This is a genomic window from Paenibacillus sp. LS-5, assembly GCF_056121505.1.
Genome location: NZ_JBWAVA010000017.1, coordinates 111,899 through 127,029, shown reverse-complemented (window position 1 = coordinate 127,029; position 15,131 = coordinate 111,899). Strand labels below are relative to the sequence as shown.

General features: G+C 45.2%; 18 protein-coding genes. 14 read left to right on the top strand and 4 right to left on the bottom strand.

The annotated features are described in order from the left end of the window. The 11 genes from AC0MA3_RS21655 to AC0MA3_RS21605 all read left to right on the top strand — a co-directional run bounded on the left by AC0MA3_RS21655 (position 1) and on the right by AC0MA3_RS21605 (position 7,587). Positions 1-201, top strand: a complete 201-nt coding sequence (locus AC0MA3_RS21655) for a hypothetical protein (protein ID WP_474657722.1) — start codon at positions 1-3, stop codon at positions 199-201. Between the two features lie 21 nt (positions 202-222). Continuing rightward, positions 223-1,113 carry a hypothetical protein gene (locus AC0MA3_RS21650; RefSeq protein WP_474657721.1) on the top strand — a complete coding sequence of 297 codons (891 nt, stop codon included), beginning with the start codon at positions 223-225 and terminating at the stop codon, positions 1,111-1,113. A gap of 147 nt (positions 1,114-1,260) precedes the next feature. Then, a complete protein-coding gene (locus AC0MA3_RS21645; protein ID WP_474657728.1) occupies positions 1,261-2,226 on the top strand; it encodes an RHS repeat-associated core domain-containing protein in 966 nt (321 codons plus the stop codon). 14 nt (positions 2,227-2,240) lie between these two features. Then, entirely contained in the window at positions 2,241-2,585 is a 345-nt protein-coding gene (locus AC0MA3_RS21640; RefSeq protein WP_474657720.1) for a hypothetical protein, read from the top strand. Between the two features lie 166 nt (positions 2,586-2,751). Next, on the top strand, positions 2,752-3,123 hold the full coding sequence (locus AC0MA3_RS21635; RefSeq protein ID WP_474657719.1) for a hypothetical protein: 372 nt from the start codon (positions 2,752-2,754) through the stop codon (positions 3,121-3,123). Between the two features lie 276 nt (positions 3,124-3,399). Next, the gene (locus tag AC0MA3_RS21630; protein WP_474657718.1) at positions 3,400-3,723 is read left to right on the top strand and encodes a hypothetical protein; all 324 of its coding nucleotides are present in this window, start codon (positions 3,400-3,402) and stop codon (positions 3,721-3,723) included. Positions 3,724-4,238: 515 nt separating this feature from the next. Then, positions 4,239-5,237 (top strand): hypothetical protein, encoded by a 999-nt coding sequence (locus tag AC0MA3_RS21625; protein ID WP_474657717.1) that lies wholly within the window; start codon positions 4,239-4,241, stop codon positions 5,235-5,237. Positions 5,238-5,482: 245 nt separating this feature from the next. After that, the gene (locus tag AC0MA3_RS21620) at positions 5,483-5,791 is read left to right on the top strand and encodes a hypothetical protein (protein WP_474657716.1); all 309 of its coding nucleotides are present in this window, start codon (positions 5,483-5,485) and stop codon (positions 5,789-5,791) included. A gap of 581 nt (positions 5,792-6,372) precedes the next feature. Continuing rightward, a complete protein-coding gene (locus AC0MA3_RS21615; RefSeq protein WP_474657715.1) occupies positions 6,373-6,717 on the top strand; it encodes a hypothetical protein in 345 nt (114 codons plus the stop codon). A gap of 69 nt (positions 6,718-6,786) precedes the next feature. Beyond that, entirely contained in the window at positions 6,787-6,966 is a 180-nt protein-coding gene (locus AC0MA3_RS21610) for a hypothetical protein (RefSeq protein WP_474657714.1), read from the top strand. A 255-nt stretch (positions 6,967-7,221) separates the two neighbouring features. Beyond that, positions 7,222-7,587 (top strand): DUF7674 family protein, encoded by a 366-nt coding sequence (locus AC0MA3_RS21605; RefSeq protein ID WP_474657713.1) that lies wholly within the window; start codon positions 7,222-7,224, stop codon positions 7,585-7,587. A gap of 166 nt (positions 7,588-7,753) precedes the next feature. On the opposite strand, the gene AC0MA3_RS21600 is transcribed toward AC0MA3_RS21605, so the two are convergent. Then, positions 7,754-10,096 (bottom strand): UvrD-helicase domain-containing protein, encoded by a 2,343-nt coding sequence (locus AC0MA3_RS21600; protein ID WP_474657712.1) that lies wholly within the window; start codon positions 10,094-10,096, stop codon positions 7,754-7,756. A 358-nt stretch (positions 10,097-10,454) separates the two neighbouring features. Here AC0MA3_RS21600 and AC0MA3_RS21595 point away from each other — a divergent pair, with 358 nt between their 5' ends. Then, complete coding sequence (locus AC0MA3_RS21595; RefSeq protein ID WP_474657711.1) at positions 10,455-10,799, top strand: hypothetical protein; 345 nt, start codon at positions 10,455-10,457, stop codon at positions 10,797-10,799. 24 nt (positions 10,800-10,823) lie between these two features. Here the strand turns inward: AC0MA3_RS21595 and AC0MA3_RS21590 are convergent, their stop codons facing one another. After that, a complete protein-coding gene (locus AC0MA3_RS21590) occupies positions 10,824-11,273 on the bottom strand; it encodes an Imm30 family immunity protein (protein WP_474657727.1) in 450 nt (149 codons plus the stop codon). A gap of 169 nt (positions 11,274-11,442) precedes the next feature. Here AC0MA3_RS21590 and AC0MA3_RS21585 point away from each other — a divergent pair, with 169 nt between their 5' ends. Together AC0MA3_RS21585 and AC0MA3_RS21580 are read left to right on the top strand one after the other, a co-directional pair. After that, on the top strand, positions 11,443-11,610 hold the full coding sequence (locus AC0MA3_RS21585) for an aspartyl-phosphate phosphatase Spo0E family protein (protein ID WP_474657710.1): 168 nt from the start codon (positions 11,443-11,445) through the stop codon (positions 11,608-11,610). Between the two features lie 511 nt (positions 11,611-12,121). Then, positions 12,122-13,363, top strand: coding sequence for a DUF445 domain-containing protein (locus AC0MA3_RS21580; protein ID WP_474657709.1), 1,242 nt, complete (start codon positions 12,122-12,124; stop codon positions 13,361-13,363). Between the two features lie 116 nt (positions 13,364-13,479). On the opposite strand, the gene AC0MA3_RS21575 is transcribed toward AC0MA3_RS21580, so the two are convergent. Together AC0MA3_RS21575 and AC0MA3_RS21570 are read right to left on the bottom strand one after the other, a co-directional pair. Continuing rightward, positions 13,480-13,806 carry a P-II family nitrogen regulator gene (locus AC0MA3_RS21575; RefSeq protein WP_474657708.1) on the bottom strand — a complete coding sequence of 109 codons (327 nt, stop codon included), beginning with the start codon at positions 13,804-13,806 and terminating at the stop codon, positions 13,480-13,482. A 157-nt stretch (positions 13,807-13,963) separates the two neighbouring features. Beyond that, a complete protein-coding gene (locus tag AC0MA3_RS21570; protein ID WP_474657707.1) occupies positions 13,964-15,121 on the bottom strand; it encodes a glycosyltransferase family 4 protein in 1,158 nt (385 codons plus the stop codon). Positions 15,122-15,131 lie beyond the last annotated feature (10 nt).

Below are 15,131 nucleotides of genomic sequence, written 5' to 3'. Positions count from 1 at the left end.
ATGTGCTCTCCCCAACCTTTCTCTTACTTCCATTTTAATGGGTTTGAGAGTTTACACAATATATTTTACAGACTCAACAATTTACTAAAGGCGGGAACAATTACCGGTGGTGCTTATGTAACTTATAGAGTTATTCGATTCGTTCCGTCCTTATTACCGCCATTATGGTGGACTATCCCGGAAAACGCAGTAATTCCTTAACAGTAGATTGGAGTGTGAATTATGCAGCTAGTCATAAACTTTGACCGTCAATTAGATGAAGAGACCTATTATTTAGTGGACGGTCTTGCAAGAACAAGAAGAATGAAAAGAGATGTTACGATACTCTCTACAATGGTTCCAGGTAAGGATGTGGGGATTGATGGAGAATTTTATTATAATCCACTGGATTTTTCGGATTCTGGACAGAGCATTGATCCCTCTATTGTTGATTATAATACTCCGCCAAGCTGCCAACCGGATCTCTGGTTGCATTGGAAACCGACCAAAGATCGTAAGCAAATGATATGGACCTACAGCGAACAAACGGTAAATATATTGGAATGGTTAGTTTATTTGATTCAAAAAGTCTTTGGACCAAAAGGTTATTTCTTGAGTGGAGATGTGCAAGTCTCCGACTCGCTAAGAATAAGGATAGAGAACAGTGAGCTTTTAGTGAATGGAAAGGCTATTAATGCTTTGGAAATTTTGATGAATATTATGATGTCAAATATGAGAGTGGATTTGAATACATCCATTGTGCCCGGTCGAATACTCAAGATGGAAATGTCTCCTGATCAGAAATGGGCCATAGAGGTCGAAGACACCAGTTCGAAAATTGTAACTGCATTATCTTCGGTTGAGAATGAGATCACCTTGGTACAGTTGTATAGTGATGTATTATTCGGTTATTCTGGCCGTCTCGAACTGGATACTAAAGCTATCGAAATTCGTTGGAGTGAGGATGCAATGAGATCCGGAGTTTTCTTCGACGGTATTTTAGTGACAGTCTATGATTTGGCAAACCAAAGAATGATAAAATCCACAATGATTGGTGGTAAACTGGACCCAGTTCCTGCTAATTATTTGGAGGAGGGAATTATTGGAAACTCGGGACAAATAATTAGTATATAGTTGAATAGGGATTTTTGTTATAGCTGATTTTATATGGTTTCCATATGAAAATCAGCTTTTTTTTCAACAACTTATTGCAAACGTAGGCAGCCGGCAAGGTACCGCTACGACGAATTCGGAGAGACCGAGAAACCTAAGAAATTCGACCTGAACTGGTCCGGCCCGGACAACCTGTTCGGCTACACTAGCCTGGGCTATGATTACTACAGCGGCTACTCCCATGCGCAGGCGCGGGATTTTGACTCGAGTGTGGGGCGGTTTATAAATGAGGATACTTATGAGGGGCAGATAACAAATCCGCTGAGCTTGAATTTGTATACGTATGTGCAGAATAATCCTTTGAGGTATACGGACCCTAGCGGGAACAAGGCATGGGAGCCTTATGATGTAAACGAACTTAGGTACTTACTGAATGATGCAATAGCGCATAAACTGAATAAAGGAAGCGACCTGTATAAGGCATATCATGATAAAATATGGGAACGATACGGCTTTGCATCTATTTTGAATACTAACCGGTACAATTACTTGTTTGGTTTATTGACAGGAACAAGTACGTACAAGAACAGTGCTGGAAATGCAAGCTGGGCAAGAGAAGAGTTAATCCGTGAATTTTTTGATGCAAATTTGCAAGTGTATATTTTAGCTATGGCAATGGATGGGGCCACTCATGTAAGTACCGTTAAGACAAAAAGCCCTACGGTGACGGATGCGGTTGTTCCGAAGGGGACGGGTAACTCTGCACAGATTCCTCGCACAGGTGCTGAATGGAATGAGTACTACAAGAGTAAATATGGAAACAGAAATGTAACATGGGTAACAGAATTAAAATCTTACAATGATATTTTAAGTAATCCCAAAGCTTTATGGGGAAAATCAGCTAATGAAATTGGAAGGGCTCTTGGAGACGGTTGGACGAGAGGTACGTACGGCTCTGCAGGTACTGGATGGAAATTTACAAATGGAGATAAGTCCGTGTTCTATCATCCAGGTGGAGGGGTGCATGACGGGTCTTATTATGGATTTTCAAGTGGACAAACTGGTAAAGTCAAAGTGGTAGGATCTGATTATAAACCGTTACCTGGCGATAAAGCTACGATTATTCATTATTAAGGGTGATTTGTTAAATGGAGAAAATCTCAATAAAAAAACTTATGGAGCTATATGAAGATACGATTAATAAGTGCGGAACTTACTTGTTACAAGAGGATGATGTGATAATCGGTTATAACATTTTTGAAGAATTTGATACAGGGGTTACATCATTTTTACACGTTGAGACCTTGGAAAGATTGAATGATGCTGAGTTCATTAGTGATGAAGTGATGTACAAAAGTTCTATATTGAGAAACTTAGTTTTAGAGTTACAGAAGAGTGATACATGGAATGTTAATTCTGTTAGAACTGCACCTGAATGGAGAAAAGTACTTGAATTAGCTGATGAAATCAAGGGTAACTTGGCGACTGATTAATAATCTACCATGCCGTATTCCATCCTTCAACCAGCAAACAACTTATCTGACCCATGGAATACCCATGTATTTTAATGGTACTGAATCGACCACATGTAGTTAATGACTATGTGTGGTTTTCTTTTGTCGGTAGTAATCTATACGTTATAAATCGTTGCCTGATTATATGTCTGTTGATGAGTTGGAAAATTTATTTAGTAGTTTTCTAAGTAATGTTAGAGACTCTAAATATGACTTGGAAGATGCCTTAGAATCTTTGTTAGAATTAGCAGACAGACAATGGCATACTAATGAATTACTAAATGAAGAAATTAAGTGTGAAATAGAAGATTGGCTAATCAGCATTGTTGACTTTAATTCAGAAGAAATCACGGAATATGCAACATTGATTGTTGGAAGGTTAGGTTTATTAAGGTTGTATGAAACTATTAAAGCTTCATTAGCAGGAGATTTGAGTGGAGAAGTTCGACATATAATAACAGAAATCATTAATGAATTAGATGGACATGTTGGAGACCCCTTTTATGGTATGAGGTAAATTGTAAATTAGGTCACACAGTTTTGAAAGGATTAATCGAATGAATGAAATTAATAAAAACAAGAAAAGTTAAATCGTTAATTAAATCGGTATTGATAGCCATCATTTCATTTAGTGTATTATTTGGAGGTTGTAAACTTTTACTAGGGACTCTTCTGTGGTCTACTTGGGAGTACAAAGTAATAGATTTTGATACCTATAAAAGCGATTTCCAGGCTATAGCGGACTTGGCTTATCGTGAGTACAACAAGGGTCAAATGAAGCGCTCTTATATATTTGTATTCTGATGGAACAGTAGATTTAAGCTATGAAAATATCAACAGTGAAGATATCGTTGAAGTAACGATGAGCCAAAAAGAGAAAAAATCTTTGGAGAAAATTGTGGCAAAAGCTTTTCATCATGGAGATATGGCATATTTATCTGTAATTAGAGTTTATGAAAACCAAGTTGAATTTGAAATCGAAAATGGTCGATATTCATTGGTATACAGAAGAGACGGACATAAACCTAAATATGTGAATAAGCCAGATATAAAAAGGCACTTTAAGTTAAAGAAGATATCAGCTCACTGGTACCATGCAAGAGTAATAGAAGATTAAAGAGGAGTTTGGACAACGTCGGCTTTTGTTAAGTGTGAAAAATAAAATAAAGTTGTAGAGAGTAATGTATTAGTCCAGTTATCAAAACATAGTATATATTCGATTTAAAAAAAGCTATCCCAGATTTTACTATGACAAATCCTGAGCCACATGCGAGTGTAACAACTCCATGTGGTTTTTTCTTTTTAAGAGTCACAACTAGTGGTTCAGCTACAGTTGCGTTGCCTGGACTATGAGGGGCAGATAACAAATCCGCTGAGCTTGAATTTGTATACGTATGTTAGTAACAATCCACTTAGGTATACGGATCCAAGTGGACATCCGGATTTAGTAGACAAACAGCCAGGTGTGTTTATACTTCTAAAAGCAATTGAATTTATATAATTTCTATTGATTGTAATGGATGAAGTTAAGCTAGAATTTACGGGATGCTCTGAACTAAGAGCATCCCAATCTACTAGCAAAGTGATAAGCTATAGTAATTAAATGCATTTCCAAAGGTGGGGTTACCACAGATGAATAGAATGAAGTGGTTAAATATATTTTTTATTTTATTGTTAACTGGATGTAAAGGTGGACTGATATCTTCGAACCATCAGAATACTCAGAGTCCCCCGATTCAGCAGGGAGACAGTATGAATGCTTGTCAAATTGCACTCGGAAAAATGGGGCAGTTTTCAGAACAAGAAGGAAAAGTTGATTGCAAATCGGGAAAACGTATATTTCCCTTACTTAGCTTTATTATGACGAAACATTCCATTACAACAACTGATTCGCAGCGATCTGTTTATATGAAGGACAACCCCATATTTGTGACACGTAACGAAAAGTACCCTAACACTCTGTTGTTCGCCCCCATTCACTCTAAACGAACGGGTGTATTGCATGGTGGTGTTGGTTTTCCCGAAAATGAGGTAACGAAGTACTATGAGCCAATGGTATACGTCAGTGAAATCGATGGTAAAAGGGTAGAACCGTCTACGGATATTGCCAATAAAACAGTTGAAGTTAATCGAGAAACATGGACTAACGAATTAGCGGAGTTTACGCAAACATGTAACGACTCATTAATTCTCCCACCAACCAAACAAGCTGAACCTTTTTTTGAATATAATGGCTGGATATATCCATTTTCCAAAGAAATAGATTTCGTTGCAGGTGTTGATGGAGTAGGTCTTGGGCTGGAGGAATATGGTTTTCGCTACCCTGATGGGGATAAAATACAAATCCCTATTCTTATTTATAGTCCTAAGTATAAAATAGATAACGTTGTGATGATTCAAGATGGTGCTGAACTCAAATTTACAAAAGACAAGTATAACAGTGATTGGCAAAAATTTTTAGGTGAGGATTGGTACTCTTTTACATCAGTGGAAGTTGGTTTTGATGAAGAAGCATTTGCAAAGGCGGATTTTGATAAAATCCATTCTGCTCTTCCACCTTTCATTAGTGATAACCCATCAACGATACAAGCAACGATTAACGGAGAAATAGTAACTTTTATGAATCAATAATAAGGTTTCCATAAGTACTAAATAATATCTATGAGAACGATTGGTATGACTTCAGAGTAGTGAATAGTCACAATGGAGAGCCAGAGTATTTTATCTATAAGAAAGAAGTTGAGAACGAGGTAACCGAGGTTGAAATGATTTATTGGTCAGATTTGATAACTCAATTGGAATGGAAATAAACTCAGGTGGGTTTTACAACAATAAACATAACTTTTCAACGACTAATTGAACAATGAGGTGACTAAATGGCGACCAAGGAACTATTACTGCAAGTCCTTACTGACAAGTCCGCAAGCGAGGCTGAACGTGATGATGCTGCCATGGATCTTGGTAAATTCGACGGTGAAGATGTCGTAAGGATTTTAGTACAGGTGGCTTCTGATCCGTCCACCGAAGAAATGGTCTGTTCTTCTTGCGGTGAATCACTGGCTGAGATTTTTATGCGGCGTGGAATTATTGACAACGATTCACTAAAAAAATTGCGTCCTGAAGCCTTTTTTGAGGCAATAAGGTTAATCAAGTCCAAACATCCGGATTGGAACTTGAGCCTTTAATCGATAACTCTATATTCTTGATAGACAATGGAAGTGTGGAAGCATGGACGACAAGAACAAACTGTCTAGATAAACACATACCAAGCCACAGGCGACTTATGATTGCTTGTGTTTTTTTTACATTGAAAACTTAAGCAAGAATAAAAAGCTGGCCACTCGAGGAGGTTAGTGCATGATGCAGTAACCGGCTACGAGATACTGGAGCAGCAGATGGACTTAACGAAGAAACAGGTGCTCGCCGATCGAGCGTATGACATTAACCGGATTCTTCGTCTCTTACATAAGCAAGCTACGACTTCGGTGATTCCGAGTAAGAAGAATCGTCGGAAACAACGTAAATAGGACAAAGATCTCTACAAAGAACGCCATCTTACTAAGGAGGTTATACGTTAGAGAGAGACTCATTATTTGGAATGGAGATGAAGAGATGTGAAGCAACGGTTAATAATTATAATACCAATTTTATTAATATTAATTTCTTGTAGTGCGAAAGCTGAGCTAAACTCTGATAAAGCGAAAAATAGTAGAGAATCAAGTATAGGGGGAAGTTACGAAGTTGAAAGTAGCAAGTATTCTAAAACATGATTAACATAATGTATCCACAGTTAGTTAATTTAGCTAATGATACACAGGGTAACTATAAAAGTTATGATGAAGATTTAAATTTGCAAGAGGAAGGAGTTATAGAAGATATCTGGAATGGATATGATGCTCAAGATTTACTTAATTATTTTAAACAATCAGATGAAGTAAGTCAGATAAATGAATCAGGCACATTTAGCTATATCACCCAAGATTCAATTGGAGTAAGCATTTCAGTTCCACATGCTCTAGGCGACCATTCAGAAATGGAAATAAGTTTTGTGAATATAACTGGGGATATAAGGAAAGGAAATAAGTTGTTAGATAGTATAGTTGAGAAATAATAAGTAATATACGAGTTTGATCACATGGGTAGAAGCTATTAAAGCTTTATTGAAGGTGGTGAAGTAAATATGGAAGAGGATTACTATTGTCCTTTATTGAGCGAGGTTATTGAACTAGGTCTTTGCATGGATATTAATTATGAAAGAAAAAAAATAGCCAATTTCAACATACTTCCTGAATTTGGAATAAATAAAGAAGAAGCAGATCAGTGCTGTACAAAGTGTCCACATCTTCCTTTTAAAACGTAGCATCATTAGCCACATGCGGGTGTAATAGCTCCTTGTGGTTTTTTCTTGTCTTCTTTTTTGAAAGGAACGGACCTGTTGAGATTAAAAGAACATGGAGATTCAAGAAAAATAGTAAATGAACTTTATAGACCGGGTAAAGCAGTTAAATGACCCAGCGAAATCCGGGAACTTGGTCTTAATGACTAAGATATACTCGATGCTTAAGAGATGATTTAGAGAAAGCAATAGAATGCTTAACTAGAGGAGTCAGCGTTTATGACTAAAAAATCGGAAGAATTCTTGAGAAAAATGTTAGAATTCTTACCATCAACTGATGATGCGTATAGAAAATCAATCGCGTTTCACGGTGAGGTGCTAGAAACTGTCATAATTGAGGACATCTTCATGCCTGAAATAATTAAACTATTAAGCGAGGAAAAAAACATCAATTTGTTAGAAAGCATTTTTAAATATTTTGAAGAAGTATCTAACTGCGAAGATACTCACTTAAATAATGTTTTTTCAATTACATTATTGGAAATACTCGGAAATTACAGAACGATTCTAAGGACCGCACAGAAATACATGGGACCTAAAACGATAGAGCTTCAAAACGATAGAGCTTCAAATAGAAGCCGATAGAGATTTAGGTAGGAGAATATAGCCAGCACAGACTTGTAAGAAACTGACGGTTATCCATCATGGATAACCGTTTTCATTATTCCGAGTCGGAAGGGGCTTTTGCCATTTACCCAACCCAAAACGCCAGCAGCGCCGGATACAGGCGCTGCTGGCGTTTTGCGTTCTGTTACACAGGGACTTCCCGGCTGCTCTTCTCCATCGGAGAGCTGCACAGCGGGCATGGCTTGGAGGATAGGTGATCCTCAGCACCGCCTGCCTTCATCCGAGTCCAGCCCGGACAGCTGCTGCCGGTGCAATTCCAGACGGGAACGGTATGGGTTCTTCCTCCGTGGGATCGCCCGGAGGAGGATCTGGCAACTGCCGGCGTGCTGTTTACGGCAGTTGCCCTGGCAGGAGCGGACGGAGCGGCCGATACAGCAGAGCGGAAGGCGGATAGCATAAATCTGGAGACTTCCGCTTTCTTGCCCCGGTGCCGCGCAGGCGAGCTGATGAACAGTTCCTCGCGGGCACGGGTAACGGCGACATATGCCAGTCTCCGTTCCTCTTCGAGCGCGTCGAGTCCCGCTGTATTGCCTACAACAACGGTGCTGCTTGTGCTGATCGGAGCTGTTTTTGCAGTTTTCCTGTCCTTCAGCCGCTCACCCTCCAGCGCGGAGCTGTGAGGGAGAATCCCTTCGGATGCCCCGATCAGGAAGACTACCGGGAACTCCAGCCCTTTTGACTTATGAATCGTCATCAGCGCCACCCGGTTGCCTTGCTCTTTGAGGCCAGGCAGGCGGCTCTGCTCATTGCGTTCGGTCACGTGATCGATGAACTCCAGGAATGCCTGTAGGCTGTCGAACCGTTCCGCCGAGGCTTCCAGCTCATCGAGCATTTCCTTGAGCATTTCCCGGTGCAGCGTGGCTTGATGCCGCTCATTGGCTTCAATGAAGTAGTCATAGAAGACTGTGCGGATCTGGCGGATTGCCTGCAATGGAGTCAGTTGAACCAGGCCACGGATCAGCTCCAGCCGTTCCTTCAGCTTCACGCCCTTGAAATCCTCCATTCCCGGCAAGGATAACAGGTGAATCAGCGGTCCCTGCTTGGGCTGAATGGCTTCCATCCGGCGGATGTGGTTCATGCCTTTTTCCCGGTTCATGTACAGGGTCGGCAGAATATTCTCCATCGCAGCGAAGTTTCGCCGGTTCAGGGATAACCGCAGATGATCCAGCACCGGAGAGATCAGCCAATGCTCATAGAGCAGTTGGCCTTCACCGTAATCAATGTAGGGAACATCTCGAAGGAGCAGAAGCTCAAGCAGGGCCCGGTTGCTGCTGGAAGCACGGTAGAGGAGGGCGAAATCGCTGTAAGCTCTGGTCCCGCCGGCCACCTCATTCAGGATATGATCCACGATTTGCTCGGCTTCCTCGTCCGCCGTCTGCGGGCGCAGGTACCGGGGTTGTCGCCCGCTGCCCTTGGCCGCTTGCAGCGTTTTGGATCTCCGCCGCCGATTGTGGCGGATAATTCCGTTGCCGAGGCCGACAATCGCGGGGCCGGAGCGGTAATTGATATCAAGTGTTATGACCCTAGCACCCGGATATAACTTCTCGAATTCAAGGATGAACTCGCTGCGCGCTCCGTTGAAGGAATAGATCGTCTGGTCATCATCACCGACCACCATCAGATTGTGCTGCGGGTGGGCGATCATTTTGACAAGCTCATACTGCAGTGCATTCGTATCCTGGAACTCGTCAACCATCACATACAGGAACCTCATCTGCAGTTCCAGCAAAAGAGAAGGCTTCTCCTGCAGCATCCGGTAGGCGATCAGCAGCACATCATCAAAGTCGATTTTGAAATTGTCGGTTTTCCACTGCTCGTAGAGCATGAGGACTGCCTTCATCTCCTGCTCGGCGGTTGACGTTTCTGGAAGATCGCCGGGCTCGCCCAGATTCATCTTGCAGGTGGAGAGCAGCGCGAGCAGGGTTTCCGGAGGATAGGCATCCTTCGGCAGCCCCAGCTCGCGCATGATCTGCTTCAGCAGAATGTGCTGGCGGCGTGTCTCACTGAAGATTTCCTGCTGAAGACCCTGACGGCGCAGGAAATAGAGGAAAAAGGAATGGAACGTGCGGGCCTGCAGGCGTGCGGCGTCGCTCTCGCTGACACCCGGCAATAGGGCGATCCGGTCACGCATTTCCGCTGCTGCTTTATTGGAGAAGGTTAGCAGCAGCAGCTGGCTTGGAGAGATTCCCCGGACGGACAGCAAATACCCGGTTCTGCAGATCAGCACCGAGGTTTTGCCGGAGCCTGCCCCGGCTAGCGTAAGCAGCGGGCCCTGGTAATGCCGCACCGCAGCGATCTGCGGGGAGTTGAGCAGAATTCCGCCCTCCTCCAGTCTGCGGAAGTAAGCGCCATCGGGGTCTCCGGGCTTTACGATGTCGCGACTTGTCCGGGCAGAGGCGATGTTCGCCTGGGGAATTCGTTCACCGGTAGCCCCCAGCGGTATATTGTGAAATAAAAGCTTGTTCATTGGATTCACCTTCGTTAATAGCATTGCGGGTTAAATTAAATTTTAGCCGATCTATACTATACCACCAGATTTGCAATGTTGTCCCAGTAATCGTTGAATTGGAACGGTTCTGCGCAAAATAAAATCTGGTACGGGTGTCACTCCTTGGGGGCTATGAATATTCTGGCTAGTATAGGTACGCTCCCAAATTCATTACTGCAAAGGTGTGATTGTGATGAAGACTGTCGCCCGGATAAGAAAGCAGGCAATAAAAAGGAGACGCCCCATCCTCCTTGCAGGTTCCTCTAGAACATTCCTCTACCAGAGCCCAAAGTACGGCTTCAGCATCAGACTCCCCCGCCGCTGGAAATGCTACACCGTGGTCAGAAGCAGAAGCCGGCGGCTGGATGATGCAGAGTACGCTCTGGATTTTCTTTTTAAATATAAAGGCAAGGTCTACGAATCGGCACTCACCCTGCTGGTGTTCCGGATGACGCTGAAGCAGTGGCGGGCCAAGGGATATGATGAATCGCCGATCGTCAGACTGGCAGTGCGCAAAGGGCTAATCTATGCCTACGTGGTTCCCGAAGAGCTTCCGGACGCGTTCCTGAATCCCAAAGGCGATGACTATGATTACGTCAGATTCGGCAGACCCATCCGCATCCTGTCCCGCATGGTGAATGATGATGTCCCCAGAATCGTCCTTACGTTCAAGCTCCGCTGATCCTGTCCCCCAGCCCGGGGGGCTTCATTGCAATTGTCCAAGAACTGCATTCACCTTACGCTCGTAAGACCGCGGGTTGTCCTCTTTGATCTCCTCCAGCAGGAACGCCAGCGATTTCTTGATCCTTGAGTTCATTCCGGCGGCGATGTCGGCATACTCCCTGCGGGTCATGTCGTCGTCCAGAATTCTTTGGTTCAGCACAATGGCCCAGTTGCGCGCATTCTCCAGCATGTCCGGCAGCGACTCCAGCAACTGGGTCAGGTACATCTCCATCTGGTAGCTCTCCACGAAATGGACAAGTCCGAACATAACCTCCTCCTGATCGGTGTCATCGTCAAAGACACGGAAGATTTGATGGATCACCGCATCCTCTGTGTCTCCAGCCAGGCCTTCCAGCGCCAGATCAAAAGCCTCGCATTCCAGCTCCGTCCGCAGCAGGCGGTTTTGATATAACTGGGCAATCCCAGGAACCATATTCAACTTGAGATTCACCCCTAGGTTCATATTATTTTCACACTCCGGCAATCTAACGTACATATTAACATATTAGTATCTAACCAAGGGAGAGCGGACTCCGTTCCATCATTGCGGGTTCCGTTTTTTGACAGCTTGTACTAAAATATTACACAGAGGAGGTGGAACTATGCAGAACAATGAAGATACGACACTGCTTCGTGTAGAAAGTGCCAGGGAGAAGCTGTACCAGATGCATCAAAAATACGGGTTCTTGACACATCCCAAGGTAATTGAACAGTCTGTAGCTTTGGATCATCTGCTTAATCAATACAGCACCCACAAAACAGTCTGCTAATAGTTGCCTATATGAATGATGAGTAGGGAGGATAATTATGTTTATTCCAGTTCTGAATGCACTGACAACGACTCAGCATCTAATTCTTTTGATTGTGCTGATGGTGAACATTGGAGCAATATACTGCATCTACAGATATAGAGCACGCCGTCACTAGGCTCCCTTCATTCTCCTCTACCTCTCTCCAAAAAGCTGCCGCAGCCCTCAGCTGCCCCATACTTCGCATGACTCCCCGTAATAAAGTCGGCCGTTTCGTATAGAATCGGTGCGGCGTTCTCCGTGGCAATTCGGTAGCCCCTTTCTTCAGCCCTCTGCTTGTCGATCTATACATATACGTTATCTCCCGTGCGCCCCTCAACATAACCACTCAGGAAATTCATTCATCCATAGCATTCCAGATCCGTTCTACTTGCAGAGTTAATGGAGGATTTTTAGTTAAGAGTTCTGCCGTGGTACAATATAAGGCAGACCTACAGATAGCATCCATTCATGAAGCAAGGGGGAACTCCGAATGAAATCCAGAAATTTAGCTACTATTTCGCTGGCTGTTATGGCCTGCGGTTTTTTGATTACACTCTTTTTACCGGAAAATTTGGCTGTTGTCCTGCTGAGAGGCGGCTTTGAGGCCGGCCTGGTCGGGGGGATTGCGGACTGGTTCGCCGTCACCGCGCTGTTCCGCCACCCGCTGGGTCTGCCGATCCCTCATACCTCTCTTTTGCTGAAGAACCGGGACAAAATTATACAGTCGCTGATCTCTGCGATGGAGAATGAGCTGCTGAACAAGGCGAGTATCGAGAATAAGCTTCGCAAGATCCGCATAGTGTCGCTTGGCGGTACTCTTCTAACCCGGCTGTTCGCCCGGAAAAAAGCGAGAATTGAAATGCTGGAACAGATCAGCAGCTTCGTGCAGAAGCTTCCGGCCGAACAGGCTGTGCCGTATATCCAGTCAGCTGCTGCTGGTTATATCCGTGAAGCCAAACTGGGGACGGCAGCGGATACTATTATCACCAAGCTCATGAATGACGGGAAGGACGTGGCTGCCCTGGATTATGCCCTCGAAGGCATTTCCGGCTGGACTGCCCGTCCCGAGACGCGGGCGATGCTGGGCAAGATCGCCAGCGAGAAATTGGCCGAGGTGAAGCTGGGCGGACTTAAGGGGATGGCTTTCCAGGCTTTCGTCGGATTTGTGGATGCTGAGATGCTGGGAGAAATGCTGCAGGGAATGGTGCAATCCGGTATCCGTGATTTCCGCGAAGAGGACAGTCCCTACCGTGAGCAGATCATCCAGGAAATCCGTGTGGCTATTTTTCAACTGGTGAATGATGAGACGCGGATCGCTGCGCTTAAGGATTGGGGTTTGAATGAACTCCAGAGTGAGACCACGGCGGCGTTCCTGCTGCAGCAACTTGAAGGATTCCGCGGTAAGGTTCTTGCCTTGCTGGAAGAAGAGAAGTCTGCAGGAGGGCGCAAGCTGTTTGGGCTATATGCCATGCTGACCCGCCGTATCCACAAGGAGCAGGAATGGATTCAGGGCTGGGAGGAACGAATTCGTGCTTCCCTGATCCACTTCGTTGAAGCCAACCATTACCGGCTGGGGCTTCTGGTCAAAGAGAACCTGGATCAGATGGATGACGCCAGTCTGGTGAATATGCTGGAGGATAAGGTTGGCAAGGATCTGCAATGGATTCGGGTCAACGGTGCGGTATGCGGCTTTGTAGTAGGGCTGGTGCTTACTGTTATACAGATGATTTGAACCGGATAAACAGAAGAATACAAAAAGGCAGCAAGCGGTATCCCTTGGATCAGATCCGATCCCGGATACGCATTGCTGCCTTTTGCGTGTGTGCTTATCATCTTTGGCCAAGTGGCCTATAGCTGGTTTTTGCCGTTGCTGATTGTGTAGGCTTCCTGCACTGGCAGTACAAATATTTTGCCGTCACCGAAAGAGCCTTGCTCACCGCTTCTTGCCGTTCTCATAATAATACTGATAACATCTTCCTTCTCATCATCCTGAATGACGATCATCAGCAGCTTCTTGGAGATTTGATCATAATGATTGGTGCCAACCTGAATTCCCTTTTGTTTGCCCCGGCCGAGCAGATCCATCTTGCTGATGGAGGGAAAGCCGGCAAGCAGCAGTTCAGCCATGACGGCGTCCGCTTTCTCGGGTCTTACTATAGCTTTGATCATTAACATAACGATGCACCCTTTCTACAGCGAATAATGTGTTGTAGGGGGTTGCCAATGTCTAGGTGCCCTTATTAGTGATCCATTCGCATAATGGCAACGTTTACAATCTGAGTATAATATTAACTGTAGGAGTATCCCTGCGAATATCATCACAAATTCCTTGTTACACATTGTCGCGTAGCTGGGGATCCATACGATTCTTTTCTTTGTATTCCTTCTCTTCATATGGCAAAAGAACACGGTACAGCTCCTCCATTGCTGCCGCTGTATGCTGCCATCCGAAATTCTGCAGCGCGTCACTCCGCCCCTGCAGTCCCATTCTGGCGGCCAGCAGGGGCTGGCGGCCTATCTGCAGCATGTATTTGGCGAACGGAGCCGCCTCGCGGTAACGGTCCACCAAATATCCGTTATGGCCGGATACGATGATCTCGCGGATCCCGCCGTTGTTCGAGGCGATAACCGGCAGTCCTGAAGCCATAGCCTCCACGTTGACCAGCCCGAAGGATTCATGCCGCTGGGAGGGGCAGACGAAGAGGTCAGCCGCCTGATACAGACCATGAATATCTTCATGGGCGATCTTGCCGGTAAAGAGGGCGCGGACTCCCAGACGCCGGGACATGGCCTTAAGCTGCCGGATATAGCGCGGCTTGCCTTGACCGGCGATAATCAGTTGTGCCGGCAGACGCATATTGAGCAGGCGCATAGCTCTAATTAATGTTGGCACGCCCTTACGGGGAATGATCCGTCCGACGAACAGGACGGTGAAGACCGGAGCCAGGCGGTAAGCTCTGCGGGCCTGCTGCTTTTCCGGCAGCTCTGCCGGGAAGAACCGGGTCAGGTCTGCACCCAGCGGAACCACCTTGATACGTCCGCCTAAACCGTGAAACCGCCGGGCGAGCCGGTGCTGCAGCGAACGGCTGTTAACCGCGATCAGATCAGCCCTGGCCAGGCTGCGGGCAATCCGGGTTTCTGCAGGCACAAAGGTCAAGGAGTGGAGAAACAGGAGTACCGGTGTGTGCGGATGATGCCGTTTGACGGCGGCCATCAACCGGGGGCGGTTGTCGATCTGAATCAGATCGAAATGCTCTCCTTCAAGGTAGTCCAGCACCGAAGCGAGATAACGTCCGGGTGTACCTGAAGCCAGGCGAATCATGCGCACCTGCTCCAGTTCATCGGCTTCGGGGAGTCCAGGAGCCTGTCTGCTCACTATGGTCACTGTATGCCTGCTGGCCAGTTTTCTGGCAATAGCCCAGATGCAGATTTCGACAGAGCCATCTCCCGGCACCGGATACTGTTCCGGTGCAATCATACAGATATGCATAGATGTAAGC